Origin of the sequence: Blautia sp. AM29-29, assembly GCF_003480555.1 — a bacterium.
Classification (GTDB): domain Bacteria; phylum Bacillota; class Clostridia; order Lachnospirales; family Lachnospiraceae; genus Fusicatenibacter; species Fusicatenibacter saccharivorans.
The window spans coordinates 112,327-130,777 of record NZ_QUJD01000008.1 but is presented as its reverse complement, the minus strand read 5'-3'; the positions used below and the strand labels follow the sequence as shown (position 1 = coordinate 130,777).

The window sequence follows — 18,451 nt, the reverse complement described above, 5'->3', positions numbered from 1 at the left end:
GCGTCACTCTCCCCTTTCCTGTTTTTCTTCCGGCTCCGCAGCTTTTCTGTTTTTCCGCAGCCGCACTCTCTGATTGCGCTTTGTAAAGACCGGCCGCTCCCGCATCTGATGCAGCGGCGGCCGCCATACGGAATCCTTCGGCGCATGGTAGCCCGCAAGTCCTTTCCCGACGAACGGCATCAGATAGGGAATGCCAAAACTCGTAAGCCCGGCAAGATGACCCGCGAGAAGAAACGTGCCGAGCACCATGCCGAAAATGCCGAGCCATCCGCCGAGCAAAATGAAGCCGAACTTCAGCAGCCGGAACGGCGCACCAAACTCTTCGTTCGGAATCGCCAGCGAACAGAGCGCCGAAACCGCAACCACAACGACGGTCATCGGGCTCACCAGATTGGCGGAAACCGCTGCATCTCCGATGATCAGCCCGCCCACAATTCCGATCGTCCCGCCAAGCGGCCCCGGCATGCGCACACCGGCCTCGCGGATCAGTTCAAAAGCAAATTCCATCAGAAGAATTTCCAGAATGCCGGGGAACGGAACGCCTTTCCGCGCTTCGGCGAACGCCAGCAGGAGTTTGGTCGGAAGCACCTGTGTGTGAAAGCCCGTGACAGCCAGGTATCCGCCCGAAATCCACAGGGTGAGAAAGACCGCCGCATACCGCAGCAGCCGCTCAAATGAGACGATCAGAAAATGATGATACCGGTCCTCACTGACCTTTAAAAAGCTGTCAAATGATGCCGGGAAGAGAATCCCGACCGGGGAATTATCACATAAAAGCAGGATTCTTCCGTCCAGAATCTCCATCGCCGCGCGGTCCGGCCGTTCGGTCGTCTCGAAGCGCGGGAACGGCGATTTCCACTGCGGTTCGCAGAGCTGCTCGACCATGCCGCTGTCAAAAACGCCGTCCACCTCCCAGCCGGCAATCTGCTGTTTTACCTCTTCCAGAAATTTCGGATAAATCAGCTCTTTCTCATACACCAGAGCCAGAACCGTATCAGAACGCGCACCAAAATGTATCTCCTCCACTTTCAGATCGGTGGTCCGCAGACGCTTGCGGACGAGTGCCGTGTTGGTTTTGACAGAGTCGGAAAAGCCCTCGTTTGAGCCGCGCAGCACTTTTTCGGACTCCGCTTTTTGCACTCCTAAATTTGGATAACCCTTCGATCCGATCTTGACTGCACGGTCATAATGATCCACAAAAAGAATTGCATTTCCCGCAAGCATGGAAGCGAACGCAGCTTCCATAGTGTCAAATTCCAGTGCATCCGAAATTCCGAGCTGATTTTCCGAGAGAACCCCCGGGATATCTGCCTCGGGAACCTCCATCAGACGGTTCAACAGCTTCCCGATCACGGAATCCTTCAACATAACGCAGCTCACCGCCACTTCTACGTAGATCAGCAGCGCACCGGTTCCGCCCGTTTTGCCGAGTTTCATCGGGCGGATCTGAATATCATCGCAATTTTCACACCATGTACGGATCACGCTTTCATTTTCCGCCAGTGTGAGTGAAATCTGCGTCTTCTCTTTTTCCATGCCTGCGTCCCTCCTTCTCCTCCTTTTGAAAGCTTCCGAAAAACCATCTGGAGAAATATACTCTGCAAAATTCCATAAAAAAACATTCTGTCACGATTTTTTTACTCTGTAACAGAATGTTCCTTTTTCGAAATTTTATACGCTTTTATTTTTCTTCTACACCCGTCATGCTCTGGTGATGTACGGTCTGCATAATACTCTCCTGCTGTCGCTCGATATGCTCGCGGATCATCTTCTGTGCGCCTGCAAGATCCCGATTTTTCATACGTTCATAGAGGGCATCGTGCTCCTCGACCAGGGAACGTCGGGATTTTACATCCTTTAAATATTCAATCCGGTAACGGTACATTTGCTCCCGCAGATTGTTCAGCAGCTGAATCAGGCGCTCGTTGTTCGTCGCCTGATAAATCACATCATGGAATGCCACATCTGCCTTTGCAAGCTTCTGCAGATCATCCGTCTCTGTTGTCTCCAGCATTTGTTCAAAGCTGCGCGATGCCTGATAAAGCTTCTGCAGTTCGCTCTCTGTAATCCGCTGACACGCCAGTTTTACCGCCAGCTCCTCGAGTCCGAGCCGCACCTCCAGCACATCGTTCAGATCTTTTTCCGTGATCTGCGCCACCTGTGCACCCTTTCGCGGCACCATGATTACAAGGCCATCCAATTCCAGCATGCGAATCGCTTCACGGATCGGCGTACGTGAAACGCCAAGCTGATTTGCCAGCCGGATCTCCATCAGCCGTTCACCCGGCTTTAACTCCCCGCGCAGAATCGCCTGGCGCAGTGTGCGGAACACGACATCGCGGAGCGGAAGGTACTGATAATCCTCCATCTGCAGGTCTAACTCATTTTTTGCCATACTTTGTACCTCCCGGTTTTGATACTGTAGTCAGGAATGTCTGTTTCGACAGTCCGCTTATTTTTAACTGATCGCGGGCAAATTCTGCCTTGTCCGGATCGTCGAAAATGCCGAATACGGTCGGGCCGCTGCCGCTCATCATCGCATTGACCGCACCGTTTTTCATCATCTGTGCCTTGATCTCATCGATCACCGGATACGCCGGACACGTCACGGATTCCAGCACATTTCCCATGCGGTCCGTGATGCCGTACAGGTCATGATTTCGGATCGCCTCTACCATGCCGTCGATATCCGGATGCTCCGTCACCGCATCAAGATGCAGGTTTCCATAGACAAATTTCGTCGAAACATTGATGCCCGGTTTTCCGATCAGCACGTAGCACATCGGTACGCCGGGAAGGGATGTCAGCTTTTCGCCGATTCCTTCTGCCAGCGCCGTACCGCGCATCACACAGTACGGAACATCCGCTCCGATCTGCACACCCCGCTCCATCAGCTGGCGTTTGGTCAGACCAAGCTGAAACATGCGGTTAATTCCTACCAGTGCTGCTGCCGCATCCGAGCTTCCGCCCGCCATGCCGGCCGCTACCGGGATAAATTTTGTCAGGTTCATATCAACGCCCTGACGGATATCAAATTCATCCATCAGAAGCTTGGCCGCTTTGTATACGAGATTTCCGTCATTACACGGAAGGAACGGCAGATTGGTTGTAAGCCTTATGCCGGGTTCTTTGCTCTCCTTTATTTCCAGCTGATCGTACATCTGGATCGTCTGCATTACCATGCGGACTTCATGGTAACCATCCTCTCTTTTTCCGGTCACATCAAGACCAAGATTTATTTTTGCAAGCGCACGCAGTTTCATCGTAGGCACCACCTTCGGTAATGTTTTTTGTATACATAGATATTAATGGATTTTTCTTCTATTTTCAAGCGTTATCTTCTGTTTTTGTACATAATTTTATACAATTCAGTTCAACAGACTTAGAAACGCAGGCGTAAGCAGTGGCTGCGTGAAACGAACAAGAACAAAATAAGAGTTTACGAACCTGTCGAAACTTGCTATAATTTTCATCAGATATCAGGGGCAAAAGATCAAAAAGCCGGTGCAAGCTCGCTTGCAAGAGGATTTTTGATCTCTTGACCCCAACATTTTTGCCAGATGCCAGAGCATGTCTGAAAAAAACTTTTCGTAAGCTGCGAATCTCAGATTACGGAAATGATTTTTTCAGACATGCTCTAGCTTCTGCGAAAGAAAAGGAAGTAGCTTTTTATGAGTTCACAAAGATCTTATTCATTTTCCCGCCAGGTTCTGGTCAACGGAATCCGCGATGGCATTCCGATCGGGCTTGGCTATTTTGCGGTCTCGTTTTCGCTCGGCATTGCAGCGCGTAAGGCAGGTCTTAGTCCTTTTCAGGGCTTTCTCGCCAGTCTTTTCAACAATGCTTCCGCCGGAGAATACGCTGCCTTTACACTGATTGCCGCCAACGCAGGCTATCTGCAGGTCGCTATCATTACGCTCATCGCCAATGCGCGGTATCTTCTGATGAGCTGTGCGCTTGCCCAGCGCTTTTCGCCGGACACGCCGTTTTTCCACCGTTTTCTCATTGGTTACGATGTAACGGATGAACTGTTTGGCATCACAATCGCGCGCCCGGGCTGGCTGAATCCGTATTATACATACGGTGCCATTCTCGTCGCTGCTCCCGCGTGGTCGATCGGCACGGCTCTTGGTATTATTGCCGGAAATCTGCTGCCGCTGCGCGCTGTCAGTGCCTTAAGCGTGGCGCTGTACGGCATGTTCCTTGCAATCATCATTCCCCCGGCGCGAAAGAGCCGTGTGGTAGCGGGTCTTGTTGCCGTCAGCTTTTTCTTAAGCTTTATCTGCAGCTATCTCCCGGGCATCTCCACTCTCTCCGACGGAACCAGAACGATTCTGCTCACCGTTCTGATTTCCTGCGCCGGAGCTATCCTGTTCCCGGTAAAGACAGAGGAGGAAAATGCTGATGTACAATAATTATATCTATATCGCCGTCATGGCTCTGGTTTCCTACACAATCCGGATTCTGCCGCTGACGCTGATTCGGAAGCCGATTAAAAATCAGTTTATTCAGTCGTTTCTGTACTACGTTCCATACGTGACGCTGTCAGTCATGACCTTCCCGGCGATTGTCCATGCAACACAGAGCCCTGTTTCCGGCGCACTCGCGCTTGTCGTCGGCATCGCAGCCGCATGGTTCGGTGCAAGCCTGTTTCAGGTTTCGGTGGCATGCTGTGCCATGGTGTTTGTGATTGAATTATTTTTGTAATAGAAATGAGCCGCCCTGTGGGAACAATCCTTTTCCCCGGGGCGGCCCGTTTTGTATGTATTACTTTTCTGTTTCTGTTTTTCTGAAATGATAAACGCTGACCGAAGCCGCCGGCAGTGCAATCTGGAAGGAGTCTTTTTCCCGTGCAGGTGCTTTTCCTTCTTTGCAGCGGACTCGGTTCGGATGTTTCGCATCGTTGTAGTTCTGCGGATCTTTGGAGTACAGTGTTTTGGCCTCAACAAATTCCGGACACTGTTTGAATTTCAATTCGATTTTCTTTGATTCGCTGTAGCTTGTATTTACGAGGTTGACGTAGATATCATCATTTTTGATCGAAGCAAAGATGCAGACCTCAGGATCTTTGTTCTTTTCCTCAAAGCCAAGCGTATACGCACCCTGATGCACCTGATACATATCGAACACATCGTAGTTTGGTGTCAGAATACAATGCTCACCATCCGTCAGGAACAGGGAATTCAGGACATTGACAGACTGTGCCACACATGCCATGCGCACATCCCCGGTATTGCGGTGGAAGATGTCGAGCGTCAGTGCAGTTGTAACGGCATCACGCATCGTACACTGCTGATACAGCGCCGGGCGCGCATTAAATGCACTGCTGTGCCAGTTGCCCCACTCACCGACAATCAGTTCACATTTTCTCGGTGCCGCCTGGAACGGACCCTCCGGTTTCGGAAGTGCCTCAAGACCAGCGTCTATCAGGCGGCGCTGCTCGTGAATGACATTTTCCAGCTCTTTGCATCCATTGATCACATCATACCACTGTTTTTCATCAAACTTTTTCTCTGTCTGAAGCTGTTTCAGATTCCAGTTGTAAAAATGGAGATCGTAGCCATAGAGAGACGGCATCCGGTATTTTCCCATTTCCTTAAAGAAATCTTTTGTCCACGCAGCACGTTCTTTCGGCTTATTTCCATCCGGGCCGCTGGCGATGCATTTCATGGAAAATGTCTGATCGCCGCCTCCAAACGACGGACAGGAGGAACTGAATTTCCGGTATTCGTTCGCATACATCTGCGGCGTCATTTTTCCGCCGCCGTCCCATACTTCATTTCCGATACCCCAGTATTCAATCTCGAACGGTTTTTCATGGCCGTTTGTTTTTCGTTCCTGCGAAAGTGCCGTCGGCTCTTTGCGGTTACAGTACTCCATCCACTCTCGCATCTCGGATGGAGAGCCGGTCATCATATTGATATTAAACCATGGCTTCGCGCCGATCATCTCGCAAAATTCCATCATCTCGTGTGTACCGAACTGATTGGGATCCGTCTCGAAAGTACCGAAGTTTTCATTGTATGTAACCGGCCGCTGCTCCCGCGGACCTATGCCGTTCCGCCAGTGATATACATCCGCAAAACATCCGCCCGGCCAGCGGATCACCGGCGGGTGCAGCTTCTGAAATGCATCCACAAGGTCTTTTCGGATTCCATGATAATTCGGAATCTCCGAATCCTCTCCAACCCAGATTCCATCATAAATACAGGAGCCAAGAAACTCGATAAAGTGTCCCTGCAGTTCCGGGTAAATATATTTTTCTCCAGCTAATTTTCGAAACGTAATCTTCTGCATAAAAATCCTCCAAATGAAAGCGTGATGTGTATTTTTGCTACTTTTCAGTATAGGACACTTTGAAAGGAAATACAATTTAATCTGAAAAAAGTCTTATGGATTCCTGTTTTTCACGGTATTTCTCTACATATTGCAATTCTCTGCTTGACATCTAATATTATCAGTGATATATCAATAGTATAATCAGAGCAGATACAAGATTTACCACTTACGAACAATAGAAAAAACTACACAGGAGAATTTTCATGGATCAGAAATTATATGACAGTTATGTAAAGATTTTAAAGAACGAGCTTGTTCCGGCGCTTGGCTGTACAGAGCCGATTGCCATCGCCTATGCGGCAGCCAAAGCACGCGAAGTGCTCGGAGAGATGCCAGAATCGATTGAGCTTTGCTGCAGTGGAAACATCATCAAAAACGTAAAGGGTGTTAAAGTTCCAAATTCCAACGGTCTGAAGGGCATTGATGTTGCGGCAACGCTTGGCGTCGTCGGAGGCTGTGCCGAACGCGAGCTTGAAGTACTTGAAGATGTGACCGAGGCAGATATTGAAAAGACAAAAGAACTGGTACAGCAGGGATTCTGTACCTGTACTTTAAAAGAAGGCGTAGAGAATCTTTACATTGTTGCAAAAGTCATTGCCGGAGAGCACAGCGCGGAGGTAACGATTGTAAACCGTCATACCCTGATTTCACGCATCGTAAAAGATGGTGAGATACTTTATCAGATTGCGGCGCATGAGGATTCCCCTGAATACGTTGATAAAAGTGTGCTGAACGTCAAGGATATTCTTGAATTTGCCGATACTGTGAAGATCGAAGACATCAAAGAAATTCTTGACCGTCAGATCACCATGAACTCTGCCATTTCCGATGAAGGTCTCCGTCATCCATACGGTGCACAGGTTGGCCGCACGCTGCTGAATGAATACGGCAATGACGTAAAAATCCGCGCCCGCGCCCGTGCAGCGGCAGGCTCCGATGCGCGTATGAGCGGCTGCTCTCTTCCGGTCGTCATCAATTCCGGCAGCGGAAACCAGGGCATGACCGTTTCCCTTCCTGTCATCGAGTTTGCAAAAGAATGGAACGTTTCCCAGGAAAAACTGTACCGCGCACTCGTTGTCAGCAACCTGATTGCGGTTCATCAGAAAAAATATATTGGAAGTCTTTCCGCTTACTGCGGCGCCGTCAGCGCAGGCTGTGGAGCCGGCGCCGCCATTACCTATCTTTCCGGCGGATCCTATGAGGATGTTAGCCTGACGATCGTCAATACCATTGGAAACGTCGGCGGTATTGTCTGTGACGGGGCAAAATCCTCCTGCGCAGCGAAAATCGCATCCGCTGTTGACGCTGCTATTCTCGCCCACTACATGGGCCAGCATCACAGAAGTTTTCAGCCGGGCGAAGGTATTGTTCGGGAAGATGTGGAAGATACGATTAAAAGTATGGGATATATCGGAAGAGTCGGCATGAAAGATACCGATACGGAAATTCTGAATATTATGATTGACCGGGTGGATGTGAACAAGGTCTGCTAATAAAAGAATAACTGATTTTGCTCAATTGATACATGCCTTGTTTTATGGTAACATATACATAAGTTTTGATACTATGTCTAAAAAGCCAGCATGCATAGTCTCTGGCGCGTGTTTGACAAGAAAGGAATGACCGAAATGAGCAAATTAAGTATTCCCGTTGGCATCTCAAATTTCGAAAAAATCCGTAATGGTGGATTTTACTACATTGACAAAACAGGTCTGATTGCAGAACTTGTGAGATCATCAGCAGAAGTGACATTAATTACACGACCCCGACGTTTCGGAAAAACGCTTGGCATGAGCATGCTGGAGAGTTTTTTTGACATCCGCAAAGACTCAAAAAAACTATTCGATGGCCTCGAAATTTCACACCAAAAGAATTTATGTGAGAAATGGATGAATCAATGGCCTGTTGTGTTTTTATCGCTCAAAAATGTTGACGGTATTCATTTTTCAGATGCTTACCAACAGCTGGTCTATGAAATTTCCCTTCTTTATCAGCAGCATGATAACCTTTTGAAAAGTACAGCTTTAAGTGATCGGGATAAGTTTCTTTTTAAACAGCTGCAGGAACGACAAGCCGGAAAAACGGATATTATGCGTTCCCTCCAGTTTCTTACGCGGCTGTTGGAACAGCATTATGGAAAAAAAGTGATCCTGCTGATTGATGAGTATGATGTGCCAATCGCCAAGGCGAACAGTCACGGATACTATAATGAAATGATGGATGTTATAAAGGGATTGATGCAGGCATTAAAAGATAATCCATCTCTTCACTTTGCTGTTATCACAGGATGTCTGAAAATTGCAAAAGAAAGTATCTTTACAGGAACAAATAACTTTGTCTCGGATACAATTACCAATTCCCGACTGAATGAATATTTTGGCTTTGTTCAGCATGAAGTCGACCAGCTTCTCCTTTCTGCAGATTTTACAGATAAAGCATCTGCCATGAAGGAGTGGTATGACGGCTATCATTTTGGTACTTTCGATGTTTACTGCCCCTGGGATGTGATGAATTATCTTCTGGAATTGCAGCGAAATCCCCAGGCAAGTCCTGTCAGCTACTGGAAAAACACGAGTGACAATGCCATCATCCGGTCTTTCATTGACTACGCCGGAAGCAGCATTACAAAAAAGCTCGAAACTCTAATGGCTGGCGGATCCATTTTGCAGCGTGTGGATGAAAATCTAACGTATGATTATCTACATTCCTCGGAAGATAATCTCTGGAGCCTGCTGTATCTGACAGGATATCTTACAAAAGCCCAAACTACGATTGATACAGATGAACTGCCTCCAGGAATGATGGAGCTGAAAATTCCAAATGCTGAAATCAAAGAGATCTTTGAGACAACGGTGGTCCGCTGGTTTGATGAAAGTGCAAAAACCTGGAACCGGAAAACACTGTTTGATGCCATCTGGAGTGGTGACTGCGATCGTATTACGCAAGAACTGACGGCTCTTCTTCGAAGAACGATCAGTTATCACGACTATCGGGAAGACTTTTACCATGCATTTCTTGCCGGAATCTTTACCGGGGCCGGTTACATGGTAGATTCTAACAAAGAACACGGCGAAGGCCGCAGCGATGTCGTTTTGTATGATTCCATTAACGGCCGGGTGGCAGTTTTTGAAGCAAAATATACGAAGGCTCTGGAAAATCTGAGTTCCGCATGCGACAGCGCCTTACAGCAGATGAACGAGAAGATGTACGCAAAGGAATACGAGGATGACTACGATCAGATTTTCTGTTATGGAATTTCATTTTTTAAGAAACGCTGTCTGGTAAAAAAGGTACTGTGAAAGATCTCTTCTCCCGCAGAAAAGTTTTCTTTACAGCATGCACAGGTCTCTATCAAAAACGTCAAAAGTACAATTCTATTTTTCCAGATATCATTGGTATATAATAGAATCTTGACTTCTGACGTTTTTTCGTTCTTTTTTAGATCTTTTGTCTTTATCCTGTTTTATTTTACTCTTCCGCTATTCCATTCGGAATTATACCTCATAATTTCAAAATGACATGACCTCTTTAAAAAGCAAGGATGATGTGCTGACGCTGTTCGTTCACCTTGGGTATCTCGCTTATGATAAAAAGACACGGGAAGTATTTATTCCAAACAAAGAAACACTGGAAATTTGCAAAAGAAATAGTCTATATACAAAAACAGTCGTCCAAGCTATATCATAGCCGACGACTGTTTTTCTATGTAATTACGTTTTCTCACCCGCAAAAATCCGCCAGATCCTCTTTCAGATAATTCAGCGTTTTCTCCAGATCTTTTTCCCGAATGCTCTGCATAATATCGGTATGATGTGCAATATCCAATGCCGGATTCACGTTGGACCATGTCTGCCAGTAAAACTGAGCATAAGCACGTTTTAAGACGTTCATAGTTCGCTCGAGTTCCTGATATGCATAAGCATTTCCGGAGAAGGAGATTAATTTCAGATGAAATGCCGTATTCGCCTCCCAGTGATCCCAGACGCTGTCGGTGCTCTGTTTGCATCTCTCATCAATCTCGGCAAGCTCCGCCAGATTTTCTTCGGTGATATGTCCGATCGACTGACGAAGATATCCGCCCTCGAGAACAAGGCGGAAATCCAGAATATTCTGTGCCTCTTCGCGGGACACGCTGACAACCTGGTAGCCGAAGCGCGGGAAGCTGCGGAGGATTCCCTCATTGCAGAGCGTCACAAGGGCTTCACGGATCGGTGTCTTGCTGCAGCCGAATTTCTGTACCAGCTCCTGCTCGTTGATAATTTGATTGGGTTTATATTCATCGGTAAAAATGCCGTTCAAAATGGCCTGATATACCATATTTTTAAGGCTTTCCTGTTGTTTTTTCATAAGGGGAAACTCCTTATCTTTTATTTTCTTCACTTTTGCGCATCCTGATTTTTTTCTTCTCCAAATGCGCCCTGTTTTTTATCTTAACAAATTTTTTTTTGCTTGTAAATGCCGTGCTCCCAGATTTTTACCGGTAAAAAAAAAGGAAAATGATGTTTTCACCATTTTCCCTCTTCTGTTCCCTCATTGGACGTTATCGCTTATTCTGTCTGCCGTCAGATTACATACTCATTCGACTTCTGCATCTGCCATTCCACCAGATCTGCCAGCGTAATATTGTCCACCACACTGTTGATGGCATCGTTCAGTTTTTTCCAGAGCATCACCGTAACGCACTGATCTTCCCTGCCGCAGTCGGCGCCGTCTTCTACACAGTCCACCGGCGCAAGGCTGCCCTCGGTCAGACGCAGGATCATGCCCACGGTATATTCTTCCGGCTTTCGTTTCAGGGAATAACCGCCCGCCGGGCCGCGCACACTTTTTACGAAACCAGCTTTATTCAAAATCGAGATGATCTGTTCCAGATATTTTTCCGAAATCTCCTGCCGCTTTGCCACATCTTTCAAACGCACCGGTTCGCCGGTATTGTTGAGTGCCAGATCCAGCATCAGACGAAGCGCATACCGCCCTCTTGTCGAAACTTTCATTTTATTTCCTCCGAATATATGTCATGATAAAAATACCTTCTTTTATTTTATTCCATATTCTCTACATATTCAATAGGAAATATAACACAAACCCAAAGCATGTCCGAAAAATGCAATGACTTTTTATCCGCTTTCCATGCTTACTTATCATCTCAAATCCTGCGCAATCTCTTCTCCCATCTTCTCTACCGCATCCACAATCTCCCGGATCTGCTCTCCGGTAATTTCATCGATATGCACGCCACCGGTGCAGACGGTCACGGTACGGCAGGCACAACAGATTTTTTCCGCCAGCATCCGGCACAGTACCTCATCTTTATGTCCGGTGCGGTTCCACACCGAGGAAGTCGCACTCCAGCTCCCGTCTCCGGTCAGCGATTCCCGTGGTACGGCCTGCACCACACAGCCGATATGCGGCTTTTCTCCTCCGGCGAGACAGATCTGAAAGTCCTCACCGAGCTTCATTACCGTCACTTCCATCGTGCATCCTGCGGCTGTTGCCTTTTTTGTCAGCATTCTTTCCATCTCCGGTACTCCTTTACTTCCACGCCGAACGGCGAAAGCAGTTTGGCCGCAAGATGTGTCACCATATCGTCGATGGACTCCGGTTTCTGATAAAAGGTCATCATCGGCGGAACAATCCATACATTTGACAATCTCGACAGTTCGTACAGATTCCGCAGATGAATTTCACTCATCGGTGTCTCCCGCGCTGCCAGTACAAGCGGGCGTTTCTCCTTGATCGTCACATCCGCCGCACGCAGCAGCAGATTGTCGGTGTATCCGCTTACAATTCCTGCCGCTGTTTTCATGCTGCACGGCACAATCACCATGCCTTCTGTCCGGTACGACCCGCTCGCCGGGCCTGCACCGATGTTGTCCTGCTCGAGCACTTCATCTGCCAGCGCTTCCACCTGCGAAACACTCCAGTCTGTCTCCTGTTCCAGCGTCAGCTTTGCACTGCGGCTCATCACCAGAAGGGAACGGTATTCCTCACTATCCCGCAGAATTTCAAGGCACTTCATCAGCAGCGGCATTCCACTCGCCCCGGAAGCGCCAACTACAATCCGTTTTTCCACAGCCATCCGTCTCGTTCCTTCCTTTTATCCACAGATTCCATCGATCCATGCGAATAACTCGTCGAGATCGTAGTCGCCCGCATGCGGTGTATTCCATGGGGAATGGTAATTAACCTCACAGCCCGCCTCGCGCAGTTTTGCCGTCAGCATTGCCGAGATCACCAAAGAGGTGTCGCGGTCGCACTCGCCGTGGCGGATGCGGAAATGCTGTGCTTTTTCTGCTTTTTCGTCCATAATGTATTCCATTGGATTCATCATTTTCACAACTTCTGCTTCCGCACACGCGCCCTGTGCTTTCGTGTGTGCTGTGCTGTATTCCGTGAAGTGGCGGCAGTTTGTCGTCTCGTTTCCAAACAGATCATTCTCCGGGCTTTCCAGATCCAGCGCATCAAAAGCAGGTGCCGTTTTCATCCGGGTGATGTCTTTGACATAAGCGGTAAAATCCATGCCCTGCACTTTGCCGTTCTCGACGATCAGCCATGGTTTATCTGATAAATCCACACCCTGGTCAGATGCTCTCTGCGCAGATTCCATCACAACGCGTTTTACATATTCCTTCAGGGATCCTTCTCCCTCTGCATCAAGTGTCAGTGGATCTCCGTTTTCATCCTTCAATCCAAGGCTGTTTATATATGCCGGAAACATTGCTTTTTCCTCTGCTGAAACAAGGATCTGTTCTTTCGTCATCTCGCCATCCACCGGTGTGAAAACCGGGCGGCCGCCCTCATCCATTTTCATGTTGGCACGGTGAAAATCATTTACTCCGCAAAATTCCCATTCATACGCCATGTCTGCGTGTTCAAGGTTTGTGATCGGGCAGTAGCAGGAAGCCGCAAACACGTTATCTCCGGCATCCGCCGCGCCAAGTGCCTGCAGATACGGCTCATAGTCCGGGTGATTTCCCGTGCTTCCCATCAGGGATGACAGCGCACCTCCGGCACTCGTTCCATTGGTGATAATTTTGCCCGCATCGCCAGGCAGCTCATCCGCGAAGAAGTGGAGATATCGCACGGCCGCTTTATAATCAACCACGCAGGATGGTGCTTTTCCGTTGTACCGGCCATCTGCCCCCTTCTGCACTCTGCCGCGGATTGCCGGGGATGCCACAACATAGCCGTGCTGCAGTGCACGAAAAATCGTGTTGGGTCTGCCCTGTAAAAATGGATTCGTTCCAGGCTCATCCGCCGGACCCGGCATGTAGCCGCCGACCGTATTCGGCATGAAAACCGGCGCGCTCCCTAAATCATAGCCATGCAGGGATGCTCCCTCATAATAGCATTCCGGCACAAAAAGATTCATCTTCTGAAACTCTTCATTAACCGGTTTTTCCACATAAATCAGGTCGCGGAACGCCCGAAACCGGATCGTCTCGCCACACAGTGTTACTTCTTCTATTGTATAATCGTTTTTCTCAAATTTCAGCATACCAGGCTACTCTCCTTTTTTGACAAAATATACTTTTTAGAACACAATATAACACTTTTTTGCAAAACATGCTTTTATTCCTCGTCCAGCCAGTGTTTCGGATCAACTTCCAGAAACCTCGCCCGCACAAATCTTTTCTTCTGATCATACGGCACGGTACAGTCAAAAATTGTCTTGCATGCAATTCCGTGATCGCGGATCGATGGCGAACACGTCGGATCGTTTGACGGATCGAGTGGATGACACCGGACACCTGGGATCGTGATGATATCCGCATCGCCCTGGAATCGTGTGTTCATTGCCCAAAGGACATCGTTCATATCGAAGCAGTCCACGTCCTCATCCACGAGAAATACATGTTTCAGTTCACTGAATGCAGAAAAAGCCAGCAGCGCCGCCTGACGCTGTCTTCCCTCATCACTTGGACCAAGCTTTTTAAATTGAAGAACAGCCATATATTTTCCGCCGCCCGCAGAACCACAGTACACATTCCGGAGTCGTCCCGGCATTGCTTTTTCTACCATGCCGTAGATACTTGCTTCCGTCGGAATGCCCGCCATGGAAACATGTTCCTCGCTTGGTCCGATGCAGGTCTGCATGATCGGATTTCGCCGGTGTGTTACCGCTTTTACTTTAATCAGGCGGCACTGATCGCTCGCCGGACCGGTATAACCCGGAAATTCCGGCATGGCGTAACCGGTGTGGCTGTTCTGATCTTCCTGCACACGCACGCCCGGGATAACCTCGCCCTCGATCACATACTCTGCATTCGCAATTGCCATCTCATTTACCGAAACGCAATGGCACAGTTCCACCGGCTCTTTCCGCAGCGCACCTGCAACCGAAAGCTCATCGTAACCAAGCGGTGTTGTCGGCGGCTCAAAGCAGGAACCGATCTCAATCGCAGGATCGACGCCGATGCTGATGGAAATCGGCAGTTTCTGGCCAAGCTCCTCCGCACGGTCTGCCATCGCGCCGATATGGCGTGCACCCGGCGTGAAGAAAATCGAAAGTTCGTCTTTTCCCTGAATACAGAGACGGTGAATCGTCACATCGTGCAGCCCGGTATCCGGGTGAGAAGCGTAACACATGCCAAGCGTGATGTACGGGCCTGCATCATCCGGCGTGTTGGTCGGTGCCGGGACGAGGCGGTTCAGATCAAAATCGGGATCCGTCGCCAGATGCACAACCTCCTGACACGGCGGCGCACCCTGAAATTCCACCGGTGCAACCGGCTTTTCCACGCTGTGATACAGCATTTTCCCAAGATTCTCCGGCTCACAGTCCAAAAGTGCAGCCACACGCTTCCGGCTCGCCAGGACACCGATCGCAACACTTGCGTCCGGGTGCCCTTTGATATTGCGGAAAATCATTGCCGGTCCTTCTTTCGTCGGACGTTTTACCGTTCCGCCCGCGCCGACATAGCGGTAAACTCCGGCAAGCTCCGCCATCGGATCAACTGCAACATCCGTCTCGGCAAGCTGTCCCGGCATATTTTTCAATCGTTCCAGCGCACTGCGCAGATCTCTTACTTTTTCAGCCATAATCATTCTCCTTATTCCCCAGATCAAAACTGTCTCATAGAATGTTCTTTTTTGTACTCCATTCAGCCAGCAAATCCATCGGATCCTCTCCATCCACTTTCCCTGCTGCATGTTTTATCCTTTTTTATTTTAAAAAGAAACCTTTGTGGAATCAATTCGATCTGTGGTACAATTGTTTCCAGAATAGAATGAATGAAATGGAATGATTTTCAAAAGGAGGTTCTCTCTTATGACCATGGAACAGATCGACTTTTTTCTGATGACCGTCCGATGCGACACTTTTTTAGAAGCTGCAGAAAATCTTCATATCGCACAGTCCACGCTCTCGAAGCAGATCCAGAAGCTGGAATCCGAACTGAATCTCACCCTCTTCGACCGCACCCGCCGCCAGGCGGTTCTGACTCCGGCAGGCAAGCTGTTCTGCCAGGAAGCCTCAGAGCTCTCCCGCCAGTATCATCAGATGCTGCAGAAAATGCGCCACTTTAAAGAGTCGGAACGCCAGCCGCTCCGCGTCGGCTCTCTTCCGTTTCTGACGCAGTATCATCTCACCTCCCGCATCCGCGCTTTCGCACATACGCATCCGGAGGTTGAACTGATGCTGGAAGAGTGTGAAGAAAACGAGCTGATGGACGGTCTGCAGTCCGGTCGTTTTGATCTTGTCATTGCACGGGATTCCATGATTTCACCGCAGAAATATCACTTTGTACCTCTCGCAAAGGATCGTCTCTGTGTGATGCTCCCCATCGATCATCCGCTTGCAGAAAAATCTTCCCTGACAATCGCTGACATTGCCAGAGAACCTCTGATTCTTATGCATCCCTATACCTCGATTTATCAGCTCTGTATGCAACTATTTGAAAAGGCAGACCAAAAACCGCACATCCTGCGCACTGCCCGCCTGGAATCCATGATAAGCTCCGTGGAAGTCGGCGAAGCCTTAAGCCTGTTTGCCGGGAGTAACTTTGCATTGTTCCACCACCCAAACGTCACCGCCGTTCCTCTGCGCGACGCACCGCCTCTTGTGATCGGTGCCGCGTATCCGCTCAAAATGAAAGCATCAAAAAAGCCGGGAAATATCTCTGCACAGACGCTGAAATCATTTGTCTTTTTTATTCAAAATCCCGTATAAAAACACGCTTCTGGTGCTTTCAAACATGCCAGCGGCGTAACGCTGACGCAGCATGAGACAGACCTATGGTTAATAGCAGGCAAAAACAAAAATAGCTGGTAAAATGTCTGACGATCGCCGGAACCGATATTTACCATCCGACCCAGGATGATCTGACCGGTGCGGAAATCGCGTTTGGCGGTGATATGATTCGTTCTCTGAAAAACGACAACTATCTTGTTATGGAAACCGAGGCACAGGGATTTCCAGGATGGACGCCATACAAGGGCCAGCTCCGCCAGCAGGCTTACAGCCATCTTGCCTCCGGTGCAAACAGTGTCATGTACTGGCACTGGCATTCGATTCATAATACGCTCTGGCATCATAATTTCCCATGCGGTTTATCTAAGCCCAAAAAAGAAGCATGTTTGTTTTTTCAAACACGCTTCTTTTTTTTGTATGCTTTTTTATATTCTCTTTTGCTTTGTATCCTTTTTACTGAACTGCCTCAAATGCCTCATCCAGATCCTCGATGATATCGTCGATGTTCTCGGTACCGATGGAAAGACGGATGGTGTTTGGTTTGATTCCCTGATCCAGCAGTTCTTCCTCGGTGCACTGGCTGTGTGTAGTGGTTGCCGGATGGATCACCAGAGATTTTACGTCGGCAACGTTAGCCAGCAGGGAGAACAGCTCCAGATTGTCGATGAAATCTTTTGCTTTCTGTGCATCACCTTTGATTTCGAAGGTGAAGATGGAACCGCCGCCGTTCGGGAAGTATTTTGCGTACAGTGCCTGCTGCTTTGGATCTTCGGATACAGACGGATGATGTACTTTTTCTACCTGTGGCTGGCTCTCCAGATATTTTACAACCTTCAGCGCGTTCTCTACATGACGCTCTACACGGAGAGACAGTGTCTCAAGTCCCTGCAGAAGCAGGAAGGAATTGAACGGAGAAAGCGTAGCTCCGGTATCACGAAGAAGGATCGCACGTACTTTTGTAACGAATGCAGCAGGTCCAACTGCTTTTGTAAAGCTGATGCCGTGGTAGCTCGGGTTTGGCTCGGTCAGGGATGCGAATTTGCCGGATCCCTCCCAGTCGAATTTACCGCTGTCTACGATCACACCGCCAAGGGTAGTTCCGTGACCGCCGATAAATTTAGTTGCGGAATGAACAACGATGTCTGCGCCGTACTCGATCGGACGAACGAGGTATGGAGTTGCGAAGGTATTATCGACAACCAGCGGAATTTTGTTCTCATGTGCAATTTTTGCAAGTGCTTCGATATCGACAACATCAGAGTTCGGATTTCCGAGGGTCTCGATATAAATGGCTTTTGTGTTCTCCTGAACAGCTGCGCGAACCTCATCCAGATCGAATACATCAACAAATGTGGTGCTGATGCCGTACTGTGGAAGGGTGTGTGCCAGCAGGTTGTAGGAACCGCCATAGATGTTCTTTGCGGATACGATGTGGTCGCCCTTCTGAGCCAGGTTGATGATGGTGTAGTTGATAGCTGCTGCTCCGGAAGCTACTGCAAGTGCCGCAACGCCGCCCTCCAGTGCTGCCATTCTCTGCTCGAAAACATCCTCTGTCGGGTTGGTCAGACGACCGTAGATGTTTCCTGCATCCTGGAGTCCGAATCTTGCTGCCGCGTGATCGGAGTTGTTGAATACGAAAGAAGAGGTCTGATAGATCGGCACTGCTCTTGCTCCGGTTGCCGGATCCGGATTTTCCTGTCCTACGTGAAGCTGTAAGGTTTCAAATTTAAGATTTCTTTCTGCTCTTGTTTTTTTGCTCATGATTGTATTCTCCTGTTCTGTTTTTCGTTTTTCTATTTCTTTTCATGTTCGATTTTCTATTATTTATCGGAACCGGTTGTCATCTTGTTTTGTCCATGCTGCAATGCGGCTCCGTTTTCTTTCGGTTTTATCTGCTTACACTGCAACACATGACATCAT

The 18,451-nt window shown here is 48.6% G+C and carries 16 protein-coding genes and 1 pseudogene; 6 read left to right on the top strand and 11 right to left on the bottom strand.

Annotated elements, in window-relative coordinates:
• Positions 1-3 precede the first annotated feature (3 nt).
• From DW769_RS07695 to ispE, 3 genes are all read right to left on the bottom strand, one after another.
• A complete protein-coding gene (locus DW769_RS07695; protein WP_118742328.1) occupies positions 4-1,536 on the bottom strand; it encodes a spore germination protein in 1,533 nt (510 codons plus the stop codon).
• Positions 1,537-1,681: 145 nt separating this feature from the next.
• Complete coding sequence (locus DW769_RS07690; RefSeq protein ID WP_243033842.1) at positions 1,682-2,395, bottom strand: GntR family transcriptional regulator; 714 nt, start codon at positions 2,393-2,395, stop codon at positions 1,682-1,684.
• Positions 2,382-3,263 carry a 4-(cytidine 5'-diphospho)-2-C-methyl-D-erythritol kinase gene (gene ispE / locus DW769_RS07685; protein ID WP_118742329.1) on the bottom strand — a complete coding sequence of 294 codons (882 nt, stop codon included), beginning with the start codon at positions 3,261-3,263 and terminating at the stop codon, positions 2,382-2,384. The genes DW769_RS07690 and ispE overlap by 14 nt, the downstream gene beginning before the upstream one ends.
• A gap of 408 nt (positions 3,264-3,671) precedes the next feature.
• Between ispE and DW769_RS07680 the strand changes: the two genes are divergently transcribed.
• Together DW769_RS07680 and DW769_RS07675 are read left to right on the top strand one after the other, a co-directional pair.
• Positions 3,672-4,415, top strand: coding sequence for an AzlC family ABC transporter permease (locus DW769_RS07680; protein ID WP_022462149.1), 744 nt, complete (start codon positions 3,672-3,674; stop codon positions 4,413-4,415).
• Complete coding sequence (locus DW769_RS07675; protein WP_330425664.1) at positions 4,405-4,707, top strand: AzlD domain-containing protein; 303 nt, start codon at positions 4,405-4,407, stop codon at positions 4,705-4,707. The genes DW769_RS07680 and DW769_RS07675 overlap by 11 nt, the downstream gene beginning before the upstream one ends.
• A gap of 60 nt (positions 4,708-4,767) precedes the next feature.
• On the opposite strand, the gene DW769_RS07670 is transcribed toward DW769_RS07675, so the two are convergent.
• The gene (locus tag DW769_RS07670; protein ID WP_118750199.1) at positions 4,768-6,297 is read right to left on the bottom strand and encodes an alpha-N-arabinofuranosidase; all 1,530 of its coding nucleotides are present in this window, start codon (positions 6,295-6,297) and stop codon (positions 4,768-4,770) included.
• Between the two features lie 245 nt (positions 6,298-6,542).
• Between DW769_RS07670 and DW769_RS07665 the strand changes: the two genes are divergently transcribed.
• Both DW769_RS07665 and DW769_RS07660 read left to right on the top strand, forming a co-directional pair.
• Positions 6,543-7,832 (top strand): L-cysteine desulfidase family protein, encoded by a 1,290-nt coding sequence (locus tag DW769_RS07665; protein ID WP_118750198.1) that lies wholly within the window; start codon positions 6,543-6,545, stop codon positions 7,830-7,832.
• A gap of 135 nt (positions 7,833-7,967) precedes the next feature.
• Positions 7,968-9,638: an AAA family ATPase gene (locus DW769_RS07660; protein WP_118750197.1), complete on the top strand. Its 1,671-nt coding sequence runs from the start codon at positions 7,968-7,970 to the stop codon at positions 9,636-9,638.
• Between the two features lie 421 nt (positions 9,639-10,059).
• Here DW769_RS07660 and DW769_RS07655 read toward each other — a convergent pair whose 3' ends face one another.
• The 6 genes from DW769_RS07655 to DW769_RS07630 form a co-directional block, all read right to left on the bottom strand.
• Entirely contained in the window at positions 10,060-10,686 is a 627-nt protein-coding gene (locus DW769_RS07655) for a GntR family transcriptional regulator (RefSeq protein ID WP_117762094.1), read from the bottom strand.
• Between the two features lie 215 nt (positions 10,687-10,901).
• On the bottom strand, positions 10,902-11,333 hold the full coding sequence (locus DW769_RS07650) for an RrF2 family transcriptional regulator (protein WP_055226207.1): 432 nt from the start codon (positions 11,331-11,333) through the stop codon (positions 10,902-10,904).
• Between the two features lie 147 nt (positions 11,334-11,480).
• On the bottom strand, positions 11,481-11,849 hold the full coding sequence (locus tag DW769_RS07645; protein WP_243038225.1) for a prenylated flavin chaperone LpdD: 369 nt from the start codon (positions 11,847-11,849) through the stop codon (positions 11,481-11,483).
• The gene (locus tag DW769_RS07640) at positions 11,843-12,418 is read right to left on the bottom strand and encodes a UbiX family flavin prenyltransferase (RefSeq protein ID WP_118640861.1); all 576 of its coding nucleotides are present in this window, start codon (positions 12,416-12,418) and stop codon (positions 11,843-11,845) included. Before DW769_RS07640 ends, DW769_RS07645 begins: the two co-directional genes overlap by 7 nt.
• An 18-nt stretch (positions 12,419-12,436) precedes the next feature.
• Positions 12,437-13,837, bottom strand: a complete 1,401-nt coding sequence (locus DW769_RS07635) for a subtype B tannase (RefSeq protein ID WP_118750196.1) — start codon at positions 13,835-13,837, stop codon at positions 12,437-12,439.
• Positions 13,838-13,911: 74 nt separating this feature from the next.
• Positions 13,912-15,381 (bottom strand): UbiD family decarboxylase, encoded by a 1,470-nt coding sequence (locus DW769_RS07630; RefSeq protein ID WP_055226200.1) that lies wholly within the window; start codon positions 15,379-15,381, stop codon positions 13,912-13,914.
• A 229-nt stretch (positions 15,382-15,610) separates the two neighbouring features.
• Here DW769_RS07630 and DW769_RS07625 point away from each other — a divergent pair, with 229 nt between their 5' ends.
• Together DW769_RS07625 and DW769_RS17275 are read left to right on the top strand one after the other, a co-directional pair.
• A complete protein-coding gene (locus tag DW769_RS07625) occupies positions 15,611-16,510 on the top strand; it encodes a LysR family transcriptional regulator (RefSeq protein ID WP_055226198.1) in 900 nt (299 codons plus the stop codon).
• Between the two features lie 101 nt (positions 16,511-16,611).
• A pseudogene (locus tag DW769_RS17275) lies at positions 16,612-16,866 on the top strand (beta-galactosidase); the annotation flags it as partial.
• Positions 16,867-16,984: 118 nt separating this feature from the next.
• Here DW769_RS17275 and DW769_RS07615 read toward each other — a convergent pair.
• Complete coding sequence (locus DW769_RS07615) at positions 16,985-18,292, bottom strand: O-acetylhomoserine aminocarboxypropyltransferase/cysteine synthase family protein (RefSeq protein ID WP_118640853.1); 1,308 nt, start codon at positions 18,290-18,292, stop codon at positions 16,985-16,987.
• Between the last annotated feature and the right edge of the window lie 159 nt (positions 18,293-18,451).

Excerpts from the sequence above, each read along its gene's own strand:
- DW769_RS07695 (WP_118742328.1), bottom strand. The coding sequence starts at position 1,536 with ATGGAAAAAGAGAAGACGCAGATTTCACTCACACTGGCGGAAAATGAA.
- DW769_RS07690 (WP_243033842.1), bottom strand. The coding sequence starts at position 2,395 with ATGGCAAAAAATGAGTTAGACCTGCAGATGGAGGATTATCAGTACCTT.
- ispE (WP_118742329.1), bottom strand. The coding sequence starts at position 3,263 with ATGAAACTGCGTGCGCTTGCAAAAATAAATCTTGGTCTTGATGTGACC.
- DW769_RS07680 (WP_022462149.1), top strand. The coding sequence starts at position 3,672 with ATGAGTTCACAAAGATCTTATTCATTTTCCCGCCAGGTTCTGGTCAAC.
- DW769_RS07675 (WP_330425664.1), top strand. The coding sequence starts at position 4,405 with ATGTACAATAATTATATCTATATCGCCGTCATGGCTCTGGTTTCCTAC.
- DW769_RS07670 (WP_118750199.1), bottom strand. The coding sequence starts at position 6,297 with ATGCAGAAGATTACGTTTCGAAAATTAGCTGGAGAAAAATATATTTAC.
- DW769_RS07665 (WP_118750198.1), top strand. The coding sequence starts at position 6,543 with ATGGATCAGAAATTATATGACAGTTATGTAAAGATTTTAAAGAACGAG.
- DW769_RS07660 (WP_118750197.1), top strand. The coding sequence starts at position 7,968 with ATGAGCAAATTAAGTATTCCCGTTGGCATCTCAAATTTCGAAAAAATC.
- DW769_RS07655 (WP_117762094.1), bottom strand. The coding sequence starts at position 10,686 with ATGAAAAAACAACAGGAAAGCCTTAAAAATATGGTATATCAGGCCATT.
- DW769_RS07650 (WP_055226207.1), bottom strand. The coding sequence starts at position 11,333 with ATGAAAGTTTCGACAAGAGGGCGGTATGCGCTTCGTCTGATGCTGGAT.
- DW769_RS07645 (WP_243038225.1), bottom strand. The coding sequence starts at position 11,849 with ATGCTGACAAAAAAGGCAACAGCCGCAGGATGCACGATGGAAGTGACG.
- DW769_RS07640 (WP_118640861.1), bottom strand. The coding sequence starts at position 12,418 with ATGGCTGTGGAAAAACGGATTGTAGTTGGCGCTTCCGGGGCGAGTGGA.
- DW769_RS07635 (WP_118750196.1), bottom strand. The coding sequence starts at position 13,837 with ATGCTGAAATTTGAGAAAAACGATTATACAATAGAAGAAGTAACACTG.
- DW769_RS07630 (WP_055226200.1), bottom strand. The coding sequence starts at position 15,381 with ATGGCTGAAAAAGTAAGAGATCTGCGCAGTGCGCTGGAACGATTGAAA.
- DW769_RS07625 (WP_055226198.1), top strand. The coding sequence starts at position 15,611 with ATGACCATGGAACAGATCGACTTTTTTCTGATGACCGTCCGATGCGAC.
- DW769_RS07615 (WP_118640853.1), bottom strand. The coding sequence starts at position 18,292 with ATGAGCAAAAAAACAAGAGCAGAAAGAAATCTTAAATTTGAAACCTTA.